Source organism: Acaryochloris sp. IP29b_bin.137, assembly GCF_028285745.1.
GTDB lineage: Bacteria > Cyanobacteriota > Cyanobacteriia > Thermosynechococcales > Thermosynechococcaceae > Acaryochloris.
Genome location: NZ_JANQOP010000232.1, coordinates 51653 through 73492 on the forward strand (window position 1 = coordinate 51653; position 21840 = coordinate 73492).

17 protein-coding genes are annotated in these 21840 nt (G+C 48.8%); 9 read left to right on the plus strand and 8 right to left on the minus strand.

What is annotated here, in order from left to right; all coding sequences use genetic code 11:
* Positions 1 to 2 precede the first annotated feature (2 nt).
* The 7 genes from Q0991_RS16375 (at position 3) to Q0991_RS16405 (ending at position 6971) form a co-directional block, all read left to right on the plus strand.
* Positions 3 to 545, plus strand: coding sequence for a hypothetical protein (locus tag Q0991_RS16375; protein ID WP_299490215.1), 543 nt, complete (start codon positions 3 to 5; stop codon positions 543 to 545).
* A 182-nt stretch (positions 546 to 727) separates the two neighbouring features.
* On the plus strand, positions 728 to 2488 hold the full coding sequence (locus Q0991_RS16380; protein ID WP_299490217.1) for an OmpA family protein: 1761 nt from the start codon (positions 728 to 730) through the stop codon (positions 2486 to 2488).
* Positions 2489 to 2494: 6 nt separating this feature from the next.
* Positions 2495 to 2989, plus strand: a complete 495-nt coding sequence (locus Q0991_RS16385) for a Rab family GTPase (RefSeq protein ID WP_299490219.1) — start codon at positions 2495 to 2497, stop codon at positions 2987 to 2989.
* Between the two features lie 3 nt (positions 2990 to 2992).
* Positions 2993 to 3985 carry a hypothetical protein gene (locus Q0991_RS16390; protein WP_299490221.1) on the plus strand — a complete coding sequence of 331 codons (993 nt, stop codon included), beginning with the start codon at positions 2993 to 2995 and terminating at the stop codon, positions 3983 to 3985.
* Complete coding sequence (locus Q0991_RS16395) at positions 3985 to 5730, plus strand: bifunctional diguanylate cyclase/phosphodiesterase (protein WP_299490223.1); 1746 nt, start codon at positions 3985 to 3987, stop codon at positions 5728 to 5730. Before Q0991_RS16390 ends, Q0991_RS16395 begins: the two co-directional genes overlap by 1 nt.
* 82 nt (positions 5731 to 5812) lie before the next feature.
* Positions 5813 to 6247, plus strand: a complete 435-nt coding sequence (locus Q0991_RS16400; protein WP_299490225.1) for an NUDIX hydrolase — start codon at positions 5813 to 5815, stop codon at positions 6245 to 6247.
* A 283-nt stretch (positions 6248 to 6530) separates the two neighbouring features.
* The gene (locus Q0991_RS16405; protein ID WP_299490227.1) at positions 6531 to 6971 is read left to right on the plus strand and encodes an Hsp20/alpha crystallin family protein; all 441 of its coding nucleotides are present in this window, start codon (positions 6531 to 6533) and stop codon (positions 6969 to 6971) included.
* 32 nt (positions 6972 to 7003) lie between these two features.
* Here the strand turns inward: Q0991_RS16405 and Q0991_RS16410 are convergent, their stop codons facing one another.
* The 8 genes from Q0991_RS16410 to Q0991_RS16450 all read right to left on the minus strand — a co-directional run bounded on the left by Q0991_RS16410 (position 7004) and on the right by Q0991_RS16450 (position 19569).
* Complete coding sequence (locus Q0991_RS16410) at positions 7004 to 8170, minus strand: trypsin-like peptidase domain-containing protein (RefSeq protein ID WP_299490229.1); 1167 nt, start codon at positions 8168 to 8170, stop codon at positions 7004 to 7006.
* A gap of 6 nt (positions 8171 to 8176) precedes the next feature.
* Complete coding sequence (locus tag Q0991_RS16415) at positions 8177 to 8410, minus strand: hypothetical protein (protein ID WP_299490231.1); 234 nt, start codon at positions 8408 to 8410, stop codon at positions 8177 to 8179.
* A gap of 124 nt (positions 8411 to 8534) precedes the next feature.
* Positions 8535 to 9197, minus strand: a complete 663-nt coding sequence (locus Q0991_RS16420) for an NAD(P)H-dependent oxidoreductase (protein ID WP_366524978.1) — start codon at positions 9195 to 9197, stop codon at positions 8535 to 8537.
* Positions 9198 to 9330: 133 nt separating this feature from the next.
* On the minus strand, positions 9331 to 10809 hold the full coding sequence (locus tag Q0991_RS16425) for a leucyl aminopeptidase (protein WP_299490235.1): 1479 nt from the start codon (positions 10807 to 10809) through the stop codon (positions 9331 to 9333).
* Between the two features lie 256 nt (positions 10810 to 11065).
* Positions 11066 to 13291 (minus strand): nitrate reductase, encoded by a 2226-nt coding sequence (locus tag Q0991_RS16430; protein WP_299490237.1) that lies wholly within the window; start codon positions 13289 to 13291, stop codon positions 11066 to 11068.
* 479 nt (positions 13292 to 13770) lie between these two features.
* Positions 13771 to 15579 carry an iron uptake porin gene (locus Q0991_RS16435; RefSeq protein WP_299490239.1) on the minus strand — a complete coding sequence of 603 codons (1809 nt, stop codon included), beginning with the start codon at positions 15577 to 15579 and terminating at the stop codon, positions 13771 to 13773.
* A gap of 389 nt (positions 15580 to 15968) precedes the next feature.
* The gene (locus Q0991_RS16440) at positions 15969 to 17561 is read right to left on the minus strand and encodes an MFS transporter (protein WP_299490241.1); all 1593 of its coding nucleotides are present in this window, start codon (positions 17559 to 17561) and stop codon (positions 15969 to 15971) included.
* Between the two features lie 88 nt (positions 17562 to 17649).
* On the minus strand, positions 17650 to 19569 hold the full coding sequence (locus tag Q0991_RS16450; RefSeq protein ID WP_366524979.1) for a ferredoxin--nitrite reductase: 1920 nt from the start codon (positions 19567 to 19569) through the stop codon (positions 17650 to 17652).
* Positions 19570 to 19828: 259 nt separating this feature from the next.
* Between Q0991_RS16450 and Q0991_RS16455 the strand changes: the two genes are divergently transcribed.
* Both Q0991_RS16455 and Q0991_RS16460 read left to right on the plus strand, forming a co-directional pair.
* Positions 19829 to 21007 carry a HEAT repeat domain-containing protein gene (locus Q0991_RS16455; protein ID WP_299490243.1) on the plus strand — a complete coding sequence of 393 codons (1179 nt, stop codon included), beginning with the start codon at positions 19829 to 19831 and terminating at the stop codon, positions 21005 to 21007.
* Positions 21008 to 21142: 135 nt separating this feature from the next.
* Positions 21143 to 21787 carry a hypothetical protein gene (locus Q0991_RS16460; protein ID WP_299490245.1) on the plus strand — a complete coding sequence of 215 codons (645 nt, stop codon included), beginning with the start codon at positions 21143 to 21145 and terminating at the stop codon, positions 21785 to 21787.
* Positions 21788 to 21840: the final 53 nt, after the last annotated feature.

Consider the following 21840-nt stretch of genomic DNA (forward strand, 5'->3'; position numbering starts at 1 on the left):
CCATGACCTCCTCTGAAAAAAAAATAGCTCCTCCATCTGCTCCAAACGACCAGCCTGAAGTTAATCAGCCGGGAGAAGCGACACTTGCTTCTCCAACCAATCAAGATGTCGATCTCAATACCCTGAATAAAATTAGGGATCTTCTATTCGGTCAACAGGTTCAAAAGCACGAGCAACAGCTCACCCAATTAGAAAATCGGTTAAATCAAGAATGTGCCGATATCCGCCATCAAATCGACCAACGCTTACAAGCCTTGGAAACTTCCATTCAAAAGGAGCTAAAAGCGTTAACCAAGACCTTGCAAACTAATCATGATGCCCAAACCGCTGCTTTATCTGATTTTCATCAAGAGTATGACAAAGGAATATCGGCAGTGGAAGCGCAGATTGAGCAGATGGGCGATAACTTGACCCAAAAGCATGATGAACTGAGGGCCCTCTTAGAGCGAGAAGTGCAAGAGCTGAACACCGTCGATGATACGGATCGTGCTCATTTAGCCGATCTCTTTAGTGAATTAGCACTCAATATCCGTGCCAGCCGATAGCTATTGCCGTGAATTTTGGCTGTTCAAGCACTTATTTTTTGATTGACTGTACTGGGGCGTAAGATTGCAGAATCGATTTTTAAGCCCTCTGACATCGATAATGCCCCAAATAATTTCAGTATTGCTATCGTCGCTATCTATAATTAGACATCAATTGACTCTATCATCGCCTTTTATGTGCAATGAGTGACTCACCTGCTAAACCCCACCAGGAATCCCCTGTCCCTCACCCAGAAGAGGAGAATATCGCCAGTGACCTGACTGAGCTGCGGAGTCTGCTGATTGGACCTGACCTGAAAGAACGCTTTGAAAATTCAAAACTCCGCTCAGAGGATGTGAGTCGCGTGTTGCCAGACGCGATTCATCTCAGTGCCCAGACTGATGATTCAGCTTTCCCCAGGGCGATGGTGCCAACAGTTGAGCAGGCCATCAAATCCTCTGTCAATACGGACCAAAATATCTTGTCAGAAGCACTGTTCCCCATTATGGGACCTGCGATTCGAAAAGCGATCGCAGCTGCCATTCAGAACTTGATCGATTCCTTGAACCAGAGCTTAGAGCACAGCCTTTCTCCCCAAAGTCTGAACTGGCGATTTGAAGCCTGGCGAACTGGCAAGTCTTTTGCGGAAGTTCTATTATTACGAACCTTAGTCTATCAGGTTGAACAAGTCTTTCTGATACACAAAACCTCTGGTTTAGTTCTTCGGCATCTCGCGGCCGCGACGGCTGCTGCCCAAGATGCAGACTTGGTATCAGCCATGTTTACGGCCATTCAAGACTTTGTGCGCGACTCTTTCAGCGTTAGCGATGACACCCTAGGGAGTCTCCAAGTGGGGGAGTTAACCATTTGGGTGAATGAAGGCCCCCAAGCTATTATTGCCTGCGTTATTCGAGGTAACCCACCGGGCCGCCTGCGGCAAACCATGGAAAATGCTCTAGAGCGAATTCATCTCGTTCAAGAACGGCAACTGCATGGGTTTCAGGGGGATAGCAGTGCCTTTGAACCCAGCCAGCCCTACCTAGAAGACTGTTTACTGTCCCAGTACCAAACGAAACAGAAGCGCTCTTTGCCCTTAAAGTGGATCGGTGGCGTCGTTGGAATGATCATTTTAGGACTCGGGGCATGGGGGATTTGGTCTACCCACGAACGGCATCAAGTTCAGAACTTTGTCGACCAACTCAACCAAGCCCCCGGCATTGTTGTCTTACAAACCCAAAAACAGGACGGCCAATATGTGATATCGGGGCTAAAGGATCCCTTAGCTGCTGAGCCCACCCAACTGATCGCCAAGACGGACCTCGATCCAAATAAAATTGATTTCCGGTGGGAACCCTATTTATCCTTCGATCCTGCATTTGTTCAATCTAGAGTGACATCGCTTCTCCAGCCCCCTAAAACGGTCACCTTAGACATGGATGCCAATGGCGCGGTTCATGTCAAAGGAACGGCCTCTCAAGCTTGGATTACCCAAGCCAATCAGTTGGCCTTGCGACTGCCCAATATCACCCAATTCAATACCCAGCACGTGGTTCCTCTGGAAGCAGGAGTACTCGCTGACATTAAAGCCAAAATTGAAGATCAAACCCTCTTCTTTACGCAAAATGCTCAGTTGGTGCCCAAACAAGATGCCAAACTTAGAATCCTGGTGAAAGAAATCAAAAAGCTGACTCAAACAGCAGAAACCATTCATCAAACTGTTGCTGTTTTAGTGGAAGGACATACGGATACCAGCGGGTCTGAGCAGACTAATCTTTATGTCCGAGAGGCCCGGGCAAAAGCAATCATCTCGTTGTTATCAAAGCAGGGCATTAAGAAAAGTCTCTTTCACCCCGTGAGTATTGAATCTTCTGAGGGTGCAACTTCAGATGCAACTCAGGTCTCCCAATCCAATCGCAAGGTCACCTTCAAAATTATTTTTGTTCATCCATCAGACGCTGATTAATTGCTTATGCTCCAAAAAAAAATTTGTATGGTCGGTGCATTTGCAACTGGCAAAACTAGCCTGGTCGCTCGATACGTTCAAGGCATTTATTCTGATAAATATCAGACAACGGTTGGTGTCAAAATTGATAAAAAAACTGTAAGTGTCTTAGGTCAAGAATTAAACTTAATTCTATGGGATATCCATGGAGAAGATGAATTTCAGAAAATCAAAATGTCTTACTTGCGGGGTTCTGCAGGCTATATATTGGTGGTCGATGGGACCCGCAGAGATACCTTAGGTACGGTCTTTCAATTACAAGCTAAGGCTAAAGAAACGATTGGCGACGTGCCATTTATTACCATCATCAATAAGTACGACCTCAATCAAGACTGGGAAATTGGCGAGGAAGAACTCGACGAACTATCTCAGCGAGAATGGACGTACTTGATGGGGAGTGCAAGGACTGGATTGGGAGTAGAAGAGTGCTTTACAAAACTGGCGCAAATGATGATTTACTGACAAATGTTAAACCTTCCAGAACCGATTGTTACATTCCTTTGTTCAACCGTTGTTCGAGATCGCTTTCCTGCCTATTTACACATGGATAAAGCGGGTCATCTCCTGGCCTTTGGTGGAGCCTGCGATCGCTACGGGATGCATCATCTCAGCCTCGATCAATCCGTTGATGAACAAATTTATTTTTTAGCGGGCTTGCTTCCCCTGCAAGAAGCAGCCATGCATATTCCTTTTTTGCAAATTGAAGCAGATATTGTGGCCGAGGTGCATCTCTTCACCGCACAAGAAGAAGATTGGGCTATCTTCTTTGATGCAACCACTGAAAATGCCAAAAACGTGCTTATTCAGCAAAAAGTCAATGACTTAAGTTTGCTCCGACGCAAGCAGGCTCAGTCTCTCGATCATTTGATTCACCCCGAAAGCGTTGCCGAGTCCATTCTAGATATTCAACCGGCTGGCGAACAAAAGTCCCTAACGATTTTAGTGATTAAATGTTGCAACATTAGCGGCACTCACCAGACCACAGCGAATCCGCTAAAAGCGCTGGATGCTTATCTGTCGACGATTTCTCCCCTTATTTTGGATGAAGGAGGACTGATCCATCAGAGTATTGGCAATTCCATTGTTGCGGTATTTGGAGCCTTGCCATCCATGCGGAGCGCGCCGGAGCAAGCCGTTGCCGCCAGTAGCCGGATTTTGGAGATTTGCCAAGGCGATCATGCTCTAAAGGGAACTCAGGCGGAATGTGCACTAGTGATTACCACTGGAAGAGCAACCATCGGTTTGCTGCAAGTAGGATTTGGGAAAACCCTGTCTGTTATGGGACCGCCGATGGAGGTTGCGATGCATTTGAATAAAAATTCAGAAGCTGGGGCGTTGATCATCGACAAACCGACCTTTGATGGGCTAGATCAAAGGCAGCGGTCTTTTGTACCTGCGGCTGTCACAGAGTCTTCAGTGATGGCAGGTTCCCCCCTATATGCCTATCGCCAACTGTAATGACGGAATCCCTCCCTGCGCATATACTTGCAGCTTTAGAAATTCTGATCTTAGAGCGGACAGACATCAATGCCTTCAAAATTGTGGGGGCTCTGCCCACCTGGTTTGCCACACTGTATCCTCAGGTTTCTCAGTCGGTTGATCGGCCTTGGATAGAAGAGCATTTGCCATTTTTAGCTAATTTCTTGGTTGATGCGGCTGAGTTCTGGCAACAGAATCAATCAGGCATATACAAATCTGGGATGTGGTGCGAAACCGATCATCGTCGTCAAGAAATTCATCTTGAAGCCTCTGCATTATCTCTGGGCTGCAAAAAGGTCCTTTTAGTCAAAGCGTCTGAGGGAGACTATATTGAGCTATTGTCCTTTATCCAGAAAGCGCGAGACAGTACGCTGGATTTCATCGAAGAACGCAAGCAAGCCAGTGAAAGTATTCTCAAAACAACGTTCTATGATGCATTGACGGGCCTGCCAAACCAAACTTACTTTCTGATCCAACTGGCCCATACCTTTGAGCGGTATCGACGGAAAGAAGCTTACCATTTTGCCATCTTGATCATTAATATTGATCGCTTCCAAAGCATCAATGATAGTTTTGGCCGGTTAGCCGGCGATCAACTCCTGATCTCGATCGCATGGCGTCTCAAAAAGTGTGTGAGGGATTTTGATATCTTTGCCCGTTTGGGAGGAGATGAATTTATTGTCCTGTTGGATGATATAGACACCAACAGTGCAGCCTTGCTAGCTGCAAATCGGATATCGGCGGAATTGAAAACGCCCTTTCGTCTCAGTGGTCAAGAATTATTTCTAACGGCCAGTGTGGGGATTGCCCAAACCTTCTTGGACTATGACCGAGCAGAGGATTTACTGCGTGATGCAAATACTGCTGTTAGTTATGCCAAAGGTATTGGGCGAGCGAATTATGTTGTCTTTGATCCAACGATGCATGCCCGGGCAGTGCGATTATTGCAGCTTGAAAATGATTTAAAGCGGGCGCTTCAAGAGCAAGAGCTGAACGTATTTTTTCAGCCAATTGTCTGTTTAGCCGATCAAAGAATTATTGGTTTTGAAGCGTTAGTCCGATGGATGCATCCTAAATTAGGCCTAGTCTCTCCATTAGAGTTTATTCCGATTGCGGAAGAAACAGGTTTAATCTACGCCATTGATCGCTGGATGTTAAAGGAGGCCTGTTTTCGGATTCAGCAGTGGCGAAAATTTACGGAGGAACCGTTGTCGGTCAGTGTCAATTTTTCTGCAAAACAGTTTGATCAGGCGGATGTTGTCTTTCAAGTGCAGCAGGTGTTGCGGGAAACGGGGATTGCCCCTCAACACTTAATGATTGAGATTACTGAAAGTATGTTGTTTAGTAAAGCTCAATCAGCTGTGGATACGCTCTATCAGCTCAAACAGACTGGGGTGGGATTAAGCATTGATGACTTTGGCACGGGATATGCCTCGCTGCAATATTTACAGCAATTGCCCGTGGATACCCTCAAGATTGATCGCTCTTTTATTAAACAAATGGATGTTGATCATCTTGATTTGGTGCGGTCCATCATTGAACTGGCTCATGACTTGGGGATGAAAGTTACTGCTGAAGGCGTTGAAACGGCAGTCCAGCGGCGCTTCTTGCTCGATTTAGGATGCCAAGAGGCGCAAGGTCATCTGTTCTCTGAACCCGTTGACGGTCAGGTTGCCGTAGAGTTATTACAGGCCAAAAAAATGAATGGCCTTAAAGATTGGTAAAAAGCTTGGCAAAGTTGAGGGTTCTCGCTACCCTCTATAGCAGCACGATAATTTATTTCCCAGAATTAATGTGTGATTGGCGATGACAGCTTTCAACAATGGGGTCTATCAGCATTCTGCGGCGCTGCCATACCTGATTCAACCAGATGGCTTGAAAGTTGTCCTAATCACCTCCCGCAAGCGTCGTCGCTGGATTATTCCCAAGGGAGAAATTGAATCGGATTTGACCGCCTGGGATTCTGCTGCCAAAGAAGCTTGGGAAGAAGCTGGGATAGAAGGTGTGATTGCGACTGAATCCTTAGGCACCTACGAACACCAGAAATGGGGGAGTACTTGTATGGTTCAGGTGTTTCCCCTGGCTGTGACCCAACTGCATTGCCAATGGCTCGAAGATCATGAGCGGCAAAGGCGAGTGGTCACGGTGGCCAAAGCGCATAAACTGATTGAAATGAAATCCCTGCGGAAGATGATAGGAAAATTTGAAAGATGGCTGAGTCTTTATCCTCACCAAGCTTGAGGTGAACCTACCCTGCTTGAGTGTCTGGAGTCGGTCACGAGAGATCAGGCGGCTGTCACGCTACTTTATTTATTCTCGCCCGCTCGGCTAAGACCTTCCTAACCTCCGTAACAAAGTAGCGTGAGGGCGGGTTATCCCTACTGAGGATGGGATCATCTCCCTACCTGCGATCTGGAAATTCTACCGTATCCTCAAAAGTAAGAGCCGCAGAGGTTCATTGCAATGAACGTCTTGCTTAAGCCTTTCCCCATTTCATTTTGTATGAACAACGGAGGATATCGTTATGGCCCTTATGCATTGGCAACCCTTCCGCGAGCTAGAAGATATGCAGCGGGATATGAATCGCTTATTTGACAGTCTCTCAACCCCTCGAAGAGCGGGGATTGATTTAGGATTTGTGCCTGCGGTGGAACTAGAAGATACTACGGATCACTATATTTTGCATCTAGAACTACCCGGCCTAAACCCTGATGAGGTCAACATTGAAGTGACGACCAATTCAGTATCCATCAGTGGCGAACGACGGTCTGAAACCCGTAGTGAAAAGGCAGGGGTAAAACGGAGTGAATTTCACTATGGGAAATTTCAGCGGGTCGTCCCGCTACCCGGTCGTGTTAATAACCAAGATGTTACGGCTGATTACCAGCAAGGGGTGTTGACGGTAACTCTACCGAAAGCAGAAGAAGAAAAGCATAAAGTCGTGACTGTTCAAGTCAACGCATAGATGGTTAGCGCTGATGTCAAATGATGTCAGCGCTATAGCCTTTCCCCTTCTTCCACCGAGACAATTTTCCACTGGCCGTTAACTCTTTCCCAAGCGGTTGTTTCGCGACGGCGGAATACCCCTCGTGCTAGGCCTGGCCAGTAGGACCACTTCACCGTTTCAATGTGAGACACAATGGCTTGATCTGCCGTTGGCATCTGCAAATCGGTAATTTCGTAAGAGAGCTTCCATTTCTCTCGGGCCGGTTTTTTGGAAAAGAATGCTGAGGCCCCGGCAACCCGGTCGTTATAGTTTTGGACCACCCCGGTATGCTGTCTGTAGCGAAAGCGTTCTTTATCGATCGGCATATAGTTAAAGAGCCGAGCGGCATCCCGAGTTTCCACTAAGGGGGCCAACGCGGCATAATGCTGATCTAAAAAGGCGCGAAAGGCTTGTTCGGCTTCACCCGCAGAGGCAACAGGTTTGGGAAATGAATCAACCTTGGGTGTTGTGGGTTTGAGGGCGAGTGGCGTGAGGTCCAAAATAGTGTTGATCGGCACGCCCAGGTTTAAGCCAGCCTTGACCGCAACCCCTTGCACGCGTTCACCCTCTGCTAAACCGTGAATGCCAATCACTTGTCCCGTTTCACTCAGAATCGGGCCACCACTCATCCCCGATTGGGTAACGTTGTCGTAAATTAAACCGTAGCCCCGTTGGTATTGCCCTTTGCCAGTAATGGCACCTTTGGTAATGGTAAAGGTGGGTGAAGTGATGGCTTGGCCTGGTAAGGGAAATCCTGAGATGTAAACGGTATCTGTTTCTGCAACGGCTTCAGAGCTTCCCAGCATGGCAACTGGATAGTTGCGATCGCTCTCAAACCGAATTAAAGCCAAATCTACCCCTGATAGGTACAAGATAGCCTGGGTATTGATGGGATGAGACTGACCATCAGCCGTGATAATATCCGCTTCTTCTCCTGCACGCGTCGATTCTATAACATGCTTAGCGGTTAGCACGTAATAGCTACTGCCTTCTCGCTTAATCAGTACGCCTGACCCCGAACTACTTTGGGGGGATACCAATACTGTGACGGCCTTGGCAATATCTCGTATGTGTCGTCTCGTTTGCCCATGGACTTGGTGTGGCCACAGCAGGGCAACGGTTAAGCCACCTAAGATTTGCAATAGACGACGACGGGATAATTTCAGGTAAGAGATCATCAAAGGTTATTGAGAGAGGTGCAAGGAGACAGATTGTGGTGTTGGGGCTTGGGGCTTAGATTTGAACTGATTGATAACGGTCACAATCAGAGGAATCGTAAACATCACAAATAGGCCAATCGCAGCCCATTGGAAAATGGCCGGACGTCGCCGTCCTTTGGTGGGAAATTCACAACTGAGGCAAATTTCTGCTTCGGTACTATTCAGTGCGCCACAAACTCGACAAGGTTCTAAAGCCATAGCGAGACACCCATAGATGTTTTTCTCATCTTAGTCTAGACCGATCGTCCCATTGAATAGACTCAAGGGATCAGACGTCTCGCTCGACCCCTATCGGACCTTGCCCTTCGACCTGCACGCTGCCTTAGGGAATGTGAGCAACGATATCTTCTTGCTTGAACCTCACCTTAGGCAGATGAGCATATTTGTCGTCAGCATGACGGTAACCCACAGGGCAGGCCAGTACTGTTTGATACCCGGTATCGGTTAAGCCTAAAACCTCATCGTACTTTGCAGGGATAATTCCCTCCATAGGACAGGTATCAACCCCCAGCACTGCTGCACTCGTCATCAATTGGCCCAGGGCAATATAGACTTGCCGGGCTGCCCAATCATCCCGATCGAACTCAGGGTTATGTGGATGGGCTAAAAAGTTTTTGATGACATTCGCAAATCCGGTTAGGGACTCTATCTCGACTTGGCGGACTTCAGCGGTTCTTTGCATATAGTGATCGACTTCATCGGCCCCCACGGCTGTTTTGATGGCCAAAACGACTAAATGAGAGGCATCGACCACTTGTGTTTGCCCAAATGAATATTCCAGGAGTTGTTGCCGGAGATCAGGATTATAAACAACAAAAAATTTCCATGGCTGGAGCCCAAAAGAAGAGGGGGTGAGCATTAAGCTTTTCTCTAAGGCATCCCAGATCGCTTCTGGGATGGTTTGAGAGGGGTCAAATTGCTTGGTCGCATAGCGCCACTGCAATTGCTGAAGGAGTGCGTCGGGAGGAAGGGTTGACATACTGATAGGGGAAAGTGGACATCATTACTGTAAAGGATGCGGGGAAAGGAGTGCGGCATCGGCTAATACGAACGCCAGCAGGATGGGGCCTCTCTGGGCGTGAAGGACTGAATATGGGCAGACAAGGACTAACGTTGTGCTATTTCATCACCCAATTCACCAGTGTTCGGACAGCAAAACCTGTCGCTCCTACATTGAGATAGCCATTTTCTTTTTCGGTCCAAACTGGACCTGCCACATCCAAATGAGCCCAAGGTGTTTGATCAATATATTGCTGGAGGAATAACGCGGCTGTAATGGAACCTCCAGGACGAGGGCCCGTATTTTTCATATCGGCGATGGGCGATTTTAGACCTTCAAAGTACTTGTCCTCTAGGGGCATTCGCCAAAACTTCTCTCCTGCCTGCTGTGATGCTTGGGTCAGTTCTTCTGCCAAGCTGTCTTCTGGGGTCCACATGCCGGCAATGTCGTTGCCCAAGGCGACAATACAGGCACCCGTTAAGGTTGCCAAGTCAACGATGGCATCGACCCCTTGTTTTTCAGCAAATACTAAGGCATCTGCGAGGGTCAGTCGTCCTTCAGCATCGGTGTTATTGATTTCGATCGTTTTGCCATTGGAAGCGGTGAGGATATCACCCGGATGGAGGGCATGACCACTAATCATATTCTCGGCTGCTGCCACAATAAAATGGACTTCGACATCCGGTTTGAGTTGACCAATCGCTTTGGCAGCGCCTAACGTTGCCCCGGAACCCGCCATATCCATTTTCATCGTTTCAATGCCGCTGCCACTGACTTTGAGATTGAGACCACCCGAGTCGAACGTGACGCCTTTGCCAACGATGGCTAGCTTGCGACGAGGGGTACCACTCGGCTTATAGGTCAGGTGAATAAATTTGGGAGGTAAGTCGGAGGCCAGCGCGACCCCGAGAAAAGCCCCCATACCTTGAGCTTCGCAGTCTTCTCGCTCTAACACTTCTAGCGTCAGGCCATGATCCGCTGCAATATCGGCCGCAGTTTCTGCCAACATACTGGGTGTCGCTACATTCGCTGGGGCCGCTACTAATTCACGGGTGAGAATAACGCCTGCACAAATTTGTTGCGCGGTTTCAATTGCGTCATCTTGATTGGCCATGCCCAGCAGATGAATAGCCTGAGGATACTCACCAGACTTTTGGGCTTCTGGATCTGATTTGAAGCGGTTATCTTGATGCAGTGCCAGTTCAACCCCTTCCGCCATGGCCTGGGTCGAGGCTGATACATCATCATTCCACAGGGGTAGCTGCAGACCTGCCGCCGCCGCTTTTTGCTTTCGGGTTGCTTTGGCAAAAGCGGCAGCAGCTTGGCGAAGACTCTCTAAGGTGAAGGCTTCTTGGGCCCCTAGACCCATGAGCATAACTTTGCGGATAGTGCCTTGCCCGGCTATTCGGGTCCAAGGTTGTTCTCCAGATTTTCCTTGAAATTCTGTTTCACGGATCAGGTCTTGGAGGACGTCCCGTAGATTGGGGTCCAGTTGTTGCAAATATGCGTCGATGGCAGCAGCCTCTTCGAATAGACCGATTCCGAGGTACTCTCCTGACCAGTCGGCAGCCAATGTATCAATTGCCTGAATCTTCATCCTCAACCCATATCCTTCAATTGGTATCGTTAACCTTTGGACGCTTGACTGTAGGGAACGATCCGCCTAGCAACCAAGCTGTAGTCCTGATCATAACAACCTGCTTCCGCAAGAACACATGCTTTTTCCACTGGCATCACGAGAAGAGGCGGGTACGCCTCTAGCCAGTCAAGGTTTGGACTCCGTGATGGAGTATGTGCTCGCTGCGCGGATGATGGGGTGTCAGGATGGAGAAGGTTGGCGGGCGCGATTTCCGTTATGCCCGTGCAGACGTCACTAGGGATGACGTTGATTGTGAGCAAGCGTCTTCGTCAGTATCTGTCGGTAAGGCTGTAGCTGGGGCAAGCTGGACGGCACAGGCTTTCAGCTCCGGCTCTAGGGAGATGGGGCAGACTTCTGGATGGGTTAACGCATTGACCTCAGCATGTTTAGCCCATAAGGCTCCCCAATGCATAGGCATAAAGACAGTGCCTGGAGCAATCGCCTTCGTAATTTTGGCGGGAATGCGGGCAAACCCCCGGCGAGATCGCACTTCCAATACCTCACCCTCCTGAATACCGATTCGGGCCGCATCCCGGGGATGAATCTCGATAAAGGGATTGGGGTACATATTGGCAACCTTCTCAATCCGTCCGGTACGGCTTTGGGTATGCCAATGACCGTAAAGTCGCCCGGTTGTCAGCACAAAGGGATAGTTGGGGTCAGGGGGTTCTGCCAACCCTTTCGCATGGAACGCCGAGAACTTAGCCCGACCATCTTCCGTTGGAAACCGATGATCCGTATAAAGACGTTTGCCAGTGGCGGTGGCATCTCCAGTATCACCCACCGCACAGTCAGGGAAGGGCCATTGAATGGGGCCGTTTTGCAGACGCTGATGGCTGAGCCCACTCATATCGCAGATGCGATCGCGGGTCAGCTCCACAAACTCGGCATACACGTCTGCCGAATTGGCAAAGGCAAATTCTTTTTCAAATCCCAAGCGCTGCCCGACTTCAGCGAAAATTTCCCAGTCCGCTCGAGCTTCTCCTACTGGATCTCGAAACGCTGGGCAGTAGGTGACCACGCGTTCGGAATTGGTCATAATGCCTGTTTTCTCACCCCACTGCGCTGCAGGTAGAAGCACATGGGCATAATCGGCCATTTCTGTGGGATAGTAAGCGTCCTGATAGACTGTAAACCGAGATTTGAGTAAAGCGGCTTTGGTCCGCTTAATATCCGGCATACTGACTGCTGGGTTGGTGGCAGCCACCCAGAAGAACCCCACACTTTGATTTTCTAAGCCTAGAATCATATCCCAAGCCGCTAAACCGGGCTGGGGAGAGATACTGCCTGCGGGTCGTTGCCAAGCTTTTTCTACCTCCTGACGATGTTGGGGATTCTTCACCACCCGGTACCCTGGCAAGATGTGGGATAACCCGCCCGCTTCTCGCCCTCCCATGGCATTCGGTTGTCCAGTGAGGGAAAATGGTCCTGACCCAGGTTTACCAATCGTGCCAGTCATCAAGTGTAAATTAATGATGGTGCGGCACTTTGCAGTTCCTTCTGAAGACTGATTTACGCCCATCGACCATAGTGACAGGACCCGCTGCGAGTCGCTCCAGTATCGAGCCGCTTTTTCCAGTTCATCGACTCGAATGCCACAAGCCCTGGCGACTAATTCCGGTGGATATTGGCTGATAACACTGGCAAAACTGGCGAAACCCGACGTACACTCATCGATAAATAAAGAGTCAAATTTGCCCCACCGCATCAGCAAGTGGGCAATGCCATTCAACAGATGAATATCTGTTCCAGGTTTAATCGCCAGATGGAGATCGGCCTTCTCCGCTGTCTTAGTGCGCCTGGGGTCAACCACAATCATTTTGACGTGGCGGTTTTTCTTATGATGCTTGAGCAATCGATTAAAGACAATCGGATGACACTCTGCCGTATTTGTGCCGATCAAAAAGGCACAATCCGTCAGCTCTAAGTCGTCATAACAGGCAGGCGGACCATCTGACCCAAAACTTTGGATATACCCTGCCACCGCTGAGGACATACACAGGCGAGAATTGGCATCAAAATTATTAGTTCCTAGACAGCCTTTGAGTAATTTTTGAGCAAGGTAATAATCTTCGGTTTGAAACTGCCCTGACCCGTACATGCAAATTGCTTCCGGCCCTTGGTGGGCATGAACCGTTTTGAGTTCTTTCACCACCCGCTGTAAAGCCTCTTCCCACGTGACCTGGCGAAAGGGTTGGTCCAGCGCATTTCGTATCATGGGAAAGCGCAAGCGATCTTTGTCTAAGGCTCCAGTAACCGTTGCACCTTTGACACAAACCTGTCCTTTGCTAGACGGGTGGGCCTGATCACCTCGAACGCGCCATATGGGTGTTCCAGCACTATCTCGATTGACAGGTTTACCGGGTAAAGCCGGGGGTAAAACTTCTAATCCACAGCCCACACCACAATAGGGGCACAGGGTTTTGACTGGGTTGGTCATAAACGTACTGAATTACCAAGTAGATTAGCAGGAAAATCGAAATAAATAGCCAATTTTATAATCAGCAAAAACTGAATCAAAAATTGTAAGATTGGCTACGAAATTAATTGCGGTAATGCAATCTAATCATCGTTTTTATGCACTTTCATCATTCCCTGATTGATATACTTCGGTATACTTCGGTTCAAAACATTTTGAATAGAAGGCCAAAAAATCGCCCAACGTTGATGTTGTCACGACTTGGAAGGTTAGCACTTAATGATAGGGCTGAAGCCTAGCATCTTCGTTGAAACTGTAAAAACACTTCTGTCCTGAAACCTTTGTATGGAAAGGTTTTCAAAATAACCTTCTAAGTCGTGTGTTGTGACGATAGGTGTAGGGATGCACTAAATAAGATTGGTATAGAAAAAACTAGGGAACAATCATGATTTGTTCCCTAGTGGATGAACTTCTATCTTTAGTGGCTTTAGGAGAAATAATTAGAACTTGAAGGTTGTTCGAATCACCCCTACTAAGATGTCGCTATTCGCCGAGTTGCCTTCAGGATTGATAAGGTAAATCACACCTGGAGTAATGGTGATGAAATCATTAACAGGGAAGGAATATAAAGCTTCCAAATGGAAGGTTTGATCGGGGTCCTCGCGAAGGGCAATATCGTTATCAATCACCGTGGGAGGAACACCAAAGATTAATCCACCTGTCGCCCCTTCAATTCCAAGATCAGGGAAGGCAAAATTAATGGCGCCATTGATGATATTGGCTTTGTTATTGGTATTGTCTTCATCGGCAATTGTATAGCCAAACCAGCCACCAACTGCTAGCCAATCCGCTAATTTGACGGTTCCTTCAAAGCCGAAGGAATTACCACTGAGGGCACTTCCATCAAACGGGTTATTAGAAAACGCTGTTCCGGTGCCAAATCGCATTAAGCCGTCAGGGGCTTCGTTCCGCATATAGGTCAGGCCTATCTGCGAATTTTCAGTGGGTTTAATGCTGAGTTGGGCTAGGGCACTGTAGGTGCCTCCAATTAATCCGCCTTCGTCCTCGCCATTTGCCAAAATCGTTGCTGTTGCTTGATTAGCACGACCGGCTAGGTAACCGAGATCAAGACGCAAGTCATTCTCTTCATTGAACATATAGGAGGTACCGACACCGGCAACTCCAGGGATGCCCACTGTACCAATTCGGTAAATGGGGTTGCGCTCACCAAAGAAGGAAAGCGCACCTTTACCGCCACCGAATCCTTCAAAGTAAGGGTTGATGGTAGTGGCATAGTAATGGTGAAAAGCTGCGTTGGCGAAGATTGTGACGTCTAACTTGTCGCCAATTGGGAATCTGTAGTCCAAGCGATCTAATCGAACTTCGTTGTTAAAATTACCCGTATCAAACGCGACTCGAGTTTGTAGGGTCCCTGTATTATCAATAATCCCAGGGATGCCAGGGTCATCAAAGTTGACAGGGCGATTGGAGGATTGTAATCGTGTGTATAACCGATCCTTACCGGTAAAGCTGGTAATGAAATTGAGGCGGGTTCTCTGGTTTAGGGAGACTCGTCCACTAATATCAGCACCGTTAGTGGGGTTATCACCCGCAACACCGCTAAACGCAAAAATAGCTTCCCCGTTTAATTTCGTGGTGGTGGAAAACTGTTGGGCTTCTACCGTTGCGACTCTAGCTTCCAAGCCATCAACTCGGCCTCGGAGCGTGGCAAGCTCGGCCGCAAATTCATCCTGGAGGGCTTTCAGGGCATCCAAGTCCTCTTTAGTGGCAAAACGGTTGCTCAGGTTATCTAAGCAAGCATTGACTAAAGCTGCAGCTTCACGACGTGACATGGCACGGCTGGGACGGAAGGTGCCGTCGGGATAACCCGCAACACATCCATAGCGCTCAACTAATGACTGAATCGCTTGAAAGGCCCAGTCATCAGGCTGAACATCGGACAGTTGAGAGACAGAAGTCACCTGACCCAGAGAGGCATCAGGCGTATGCAAACTGGGATCTGCGGGGAAATCAGCATCCCCTTGAGTTCCCGCTATCTGGGACATGGATGTGGGAGGCGTTGCCAACATGGGTGTTTCCACCGCCTGGGCTAGTTCCAAGTCAGCCTGCGTTGCTGATAAACCAGGGGTTGGAACCCCTTCGCCACTAGGTACGATATCAAGCTGTTCAGATGAAAGATCAACGCTTGATGTTTCAGGTGCTGCTTGAGCAGGGATGCAACTGACCATTGCTATCCCTAAAATACTGGTACTGCACAGCAGCCGGTACCAGGATAATTGTTTTGACATATTGTTTTGGTAACCTCACACCGACAAAAAGGCTGAACTTAAAAAGCAACTTAAGTTCAATGCCCGCTTAGTTTAGTGAATGCCTCTAAGCAGATTTGTATCTCTTCGCACAATTAGGATCGAGAGATAGAAAATTAGCATGAATTATATCGAATAATTGCATTGAACTGTTGCGAATTTTAGAAATCTTGAAGTAAGCATAAAATCCTTTATTTGCGACAAAATGTATCTTCAAGATTTGCTTTGCATGGCTAACCCTTGACGATGGGATAGCTCAATCAAAGATAATGACTATTCACAAAAAAACTAGGGATTCATACAATAAATGAATCCCTAGCTTCTATGAAGGATAAACCTAGTTTGGAAAGCCGAATATAATGGTTCTCTTCCTATAGGGCTGAAGGATACTTAGCACCTATGGGATGGGTGTTTGAGGCTTCTTCTCCTTCATGGTGCTCTGCAAAGGAGCCCTTAGGCTCTTCTAAAAAGAAGATGCACAGAAAGGCCACTATCAAACCGGTAACGCCAAGGACTTGGAAAAAGCTAGAGTTTACAGCAGCCATATTGGGATTTTCACCTGCTCCATCCACAAATAGAAGACGAGTGGTTAGGTAAGCAACGGCACCGACATTACCGTAAGCACCCACATTTCCTGCAATTTGCCCTGTTACCCTGCGTTTTACGAGAGGCACAATGGCGAATGTGGATCCTTCCCCAGCCTGAACAAAAAATGAGCAGGCCATGGTCAGTAAGACTGCGCCAGGCAACCACCAATTACTAGTGACTTGACTCATGAGTAAGTAGCCAATTCCCATCCCTGCCGTGAGAACCACCATTGTCCATTTTCGACTCCCCATTTTGTCAGAAATAAGACCGCCTCCTGGACGAGACATTAAATTCATGAAAGCGTAGCTAGAGGCAATAATGCCTGCCATGGCCTTATCGAGTCCAAAGGTTCCTTCAAAAAAGGAGGGAAGGATGGTTACCACTGCTAACTCAGAGCCAAAATTGACGATGTAGGTTAATTCCAAAATGGCAACTTGCTTGAACTTGTAGCGATCTTCTGGAGCATACCGCTTCCGGCCAGCAAGGAGGTCTTTGTTGGCACTCCAGCAATTGTAAGACTGGAAAGCGTATAGGCCCAAGAGACCGAGCCAAGTAATATACATGGCAGTTGGCGTTAGGAAATCAACCTTATTTAAGCGCCAAGCTAGAACCATCAAGATTGCAGTTAGTGGAATATTCATCACCATGAGGAAGTAGAAATCCCGAATGGAGGTGACTTCTAAACCCCGAGCGCTTTTTGGCCGTTGATACACTTTCCCAGGGGGGGTATCACTGACATTGGCGTAATATATGAAGCCATAAATCGCTGCAATAATACCCGAACCAGCAATGGCCGCTCTCCAGTTGAGCACAGAGCTAGAAAACGTTAATCCTAAGACGGTAAAGTTTTGGGCTTCGCCAAAGTCAAAATATCCAGGCAGAAAACTCAAGGCTGAAGCAAATAGAACCATCGTGAAGGCGGAAAAGGCAGAACCGAAGTTACCCCATCCCCCGTAGATTCCTTCTGCTGTTCCCACCTCTTTTGGGGGAAACCACTCAGCAGTCATCCGAATACCAATGACAAACCCTGCCCCAACAAGACCCATGAGCAAACGGCCAATGACCAGTTGGGTAAAGCCACCAGCAGTGGCAAAAATCAGACAGGGAATCGCTGCATACATCAAGAGCAGCGAGTAGGTCTTTCGTGGTCCGTAGCGATCCAAAGCCATACCAATCAGGATGCGAGCAGGGACCGTGAGGGCAACGTTACAGAGACCAATGGTCCCCAATTGTGGCTTGGAAAGTCCGAATTCTTGACCAATGGTGGTGGCAAATGGTGGAAAGTTAAACCAGACCACAAAGGTCAAGAAAAATGCAAACCAAGTCATGTGTAGAATTTTGTAGCGGCCCTTAAACGACCACATTTCCGTTAACATGCATTCTTCTCCAAAACAGGAATAAAAAAACTGAATCAGCCAAAAACAACGCGATAAGCCAAAGTTTGATGAGCCAAATAAAAACTAACTAGGCATCCAGCACCACTTTGCCCACCGGATGGGCAATGCAGGTCAAGATATGCCCGGACGCGGCATCTTCCGCCTCTAAGCCATCTGGATCGGCTTCATATCGGAATTCACCCTCAATCAGCTTGGCTACACAGGTGCCACAGGTCCCCGATTGGCAACTGCTTTCAATCTCAACGCCTGCAGCCTCCGCAATTTCCAGCAAAGACTGGCTATCGTCACAGTTCACTTCCTTGCCGGAGGCGGCAAATTGAACTACGGCAGGTTGGGCTGCCGGGGTGGGAACGACGGGAGTTGGCGTCGGCGGTGCTGCGGGCATAGCTGGGGCAGGGGAGGCAAAACCGTTCTGGCTCATTGTTGTGCCTTGTAGACTACGTTGGCGCGCCAGTCTGGCCGTTCCACAGGATGGACGCGGCGTGGATCGAGGTTGAGCGTCAAACTGCTGAATCAGAATCTCTTTTAAGACATCTTTGAGTTCATCACAGGGGATGGCCTTTTGGACCTTCTCGCCTAAAACGGCATCTTTCCCGACTTTGCCACCCATAAATAAGTCCACAGCTTCGACGGTCTTACCTTCTTTACGGGTTTTGGTCCCCATCAAGCCAATATCGGCGACTTGGGGTTGACCGCAGGAATTTGGACATCCGGTCCAGTGAAAGCGAACGGGTTTGGGCATCTCCAGTTCATCTTCCAACTCATCGATCAGAGCCACCGCTCGGTTTTTGGTTTCAATCAGGGCAAATTTACAGAACTGGTTGCCTGTACATGAAACCAAGGCCCGCGCCAAGGGATCAGGATTGATGGAAAACACATCTAGGAGTGGTTCTTCTAGGAAGGCGTCCAAACGAGAATCAGGAATATTAGGGATAATGACATTTTGCTCGACTGTGAGTCGAACTTCACCGCTGCCATATACTTCTGCCATGCGCGCGAGTTCGAACATGTCATTGGCATACAGACGACCCACAGGAACGTGTAGCCCCACAAAATTCAGACCCGGCTGTTTTTGAGCCGAGACACCGAGGTGGTCCCGCTTATCCCAGTCAAATTCGTCTTTCCCCGCAGCCGTTTGTAAGGTAACGCCCATCTGTGCTTCGACGGCTGCTCGAAAGCGTTCGACGCCCCATTCCTCGATCAGCCACATCATCCGTGCCTGGTGGCGATTGGCCCGAGAACCGTTGTCGCGGTAGACAATCAGAATGGCTTCACTAATATCGACGACTTGGGTGTGGTCAACCCACACATTCATAGAAATGGCGGGGGCACAGCGTTTGGCTGAAAAGAAACCGCCAATCAGAACATTAAAACCAAGCTTGCCCTCTTTATAAGCGGGGACAAAGGCAATATCGTTAATTTCGGCATGGACGGAGTTATCGCGACCGCCTGCGATCGCGATATTAAATTTCCGCGGCAGATTGGTAAACGCCGGGTTGCCCTGACTGTTATTGGTGATCATGTCCTGGACTTTGCGCACCAGCCCTCGGGTATCAATCAGCTCATCGGCATCCAAACCCGCTACGGGCGATCCGGTGATATTGCGGACGTTGTCCATGCCAGATTGCACACTGGTCAATCCGGCTTGCTGAAACCGATTAAAAATATCGGGAATATCTTCGATGTGAATACCGCGCAACTGAATATTTTGGCGCGTGGTGATATCGGCATAGCCATCTTCGCCATACCGCTGGATCACGTCAGCGAGCACTCGCATTTGTCCACTGCTTAGAATGCCGTTAGGGGTGCGCATCCGCAGCATAAATTTTCCGGGTGTAACGGGCCGGAAGAATAAACCGACCCATTTGAGGCGCTGGGTGAGATCGGTTTCGTCCATGGCTTCCCACCCAATTTGAGCGAAGTGGGAAAGCTCGGGTAAAATAGCCAAACCATCTTTTTCCGCTTTATAGCGCTCAAATTTATTCATTTTGGGCGCAGCTGGGGCGGTGTTAGTCACGTTTCATCCTCTTGAGCTTGCGTCTGACCCCCAGAGAGTTGACCGAAGTCAATTTCCGGGATTGGGATACTAACTTAGCGACTCCAAATGGGACCGTTCGTATCAGCCGTTACAAAGTGATAGGCTAAATGTAGTTTCTGCAATTTGCTTATGCTGAAGCTGCATAAAAGCCTGCAGAATTTAGGAATAGTTTGGTGAGAATAGCAGTGGCATCTAACTGCTAATCGTTGTGAGTGAACTGGTATCCGTTTTATCTGAGCTGAAAGCAGGCGATTTTCAATCTCGCTGGGAAACGGCTAAGCAAATTCCGAACTTTGGCGAACCCGCGATCGCATCTTTGATCGATCTGCTCAATCAAAATGTGGATGATCCAGAACTGCAATGGTTTGTGGCTCGGGCCTTAGGTGAGTTCAATCATGCAGATGCGGTGATGGCCTTGGCACAACTGATGCAAGATGCAGCAGAGGATGATGTGGCTGAAATCGCCGCTCAAATGTTGGCCCAAATTGGGCCGCAGTCTGTGGATGCATTGGCCGCATTACTCGATTCCTCTCCCTCCCGAGCGCTGGTAGTCTCGGCGTTAGCCCAAATGCAAGACCCCGTGATTGTGCCCCTCTTGATCCAGGTTGTGGCGGATGAAGATGCATCGGTTCGCTGGAAGGTGATCGAGACCCTCAGCCGATTTCACGATCCGACGATTATTCCGGTCCTCCTCCAAGGGTTGGCTGATTTAAGTGCGAAGGTGCGCCAAGCTGCGATCGCAGGGATCAGTTATCGTGCCCATCTTTTCCAAGAGCATCACTATGATCTGGTCGCGCTGATTGAGCCCTTCCTCAAAGATTTGGATCTGCCAGTCTGCCAAACGGCAGCTTTGGCCCTGGGACGTTTAGGAACGAATGCAGCGGCTGAGGCATTACGCGCTGCCAGCACTGGCCCTATTCCCATGCCCTTAAAACTGACCATCGTGCAGGCCCTGGGACAGATGAGTAATCACCAATCTGTGCAGGTGTTACAAAAGCTATGGCCCCAGGCAATATCTTCACTGCAGATGGTGGATGATCAGGATCAAACCCTTGCAAACGCCATTGTTAAAGCCCTAGCGCTTAGCCGACCAGCAGACCGATCAACCCAGGCATTAATTTATTGTCTCCATCATCAGCCCATGGCTGATCCAGCTTTGCAAAAAAACATTGCCAATGCTCTAGGGCAATCCGGTGATCCGCAAGCGATACCGGAGCTAATTCAGCTGTTGGGGATACCGGATATGGGGGTGAGACTGCATGCGATCGCAGCCCTCAAACAAATCGCCGCTGAAGAGGCCTATGCGAAGCTCCAGGCTTTAACTACAGACCTCAATGTAGAGCAAGGGGTACGAGACGGGGTTGCGATCGCCCTGCAAGAATGGTGAGTCATCACCGACACAGTTCGCTTTCAGTCCTTTCTATGCCATCCCCATAAGCGGGGTGATAGCCTGAACATCTGCCTGCATCAAGGGTGGCGTACTGAAATTGATTGATGGTTATTGCTCTGGCTGGCTTTGCTAATGTCTACTGCCCCCATCCCCATTGCCCAATCTCCCCAAAAACGCTGGATAGCCTATGGCCAGTCTCTCAATCACGGTAAAACGCAAAAAGTGTTCATCTGCTCAGAGAATGCCCCCCTCACATGGCATCAAGTGATTGAGCGTTGGCAACAGGAGGCAGACTTCCGAAGGTTTATCACTCAGATCCTGAAGGACAGTGCTTACAGCGCCTTCTTTTGGGAAACTCCTCCTTTGACCCTCAATAGTTTGCATCACCCTTGGGAGTTTGCGTTAGTCGACGCCCCCTTGTTGTCAAAGGTTGTGCCGAATCCTCAGCCTTTTGCAACCTATCTTCAGAAAAACCATTCCCCCATTGTCGTCTTTCCAAATTTGGGCGGGGATGCCATGCTGATTGTGCCCTCTGCCTTGGGGGCCTGGCCAGCCTATACTCATTTCGCCAATTTTGTGCGCCAGGCTCCCACTGAGCAAATTGATGCCCTCTGGCAAGTGTTGGGAGCGTCGCTTGACAACACCATCAACCATCTCTCATCCAGGACGTCCCCCTTATGGGTGAGTACCTCCGGGTTAGGGGTTTACTGGCTGCATATTCGCCTGGATGATTATCCCAAATACTTTACTTACACCCCTTATCGATCCGCCGTCTAAGGCCCATAACTGCGGTATCTGCCGATGGTTGATCCGCTCTTTTCCCCGCAATA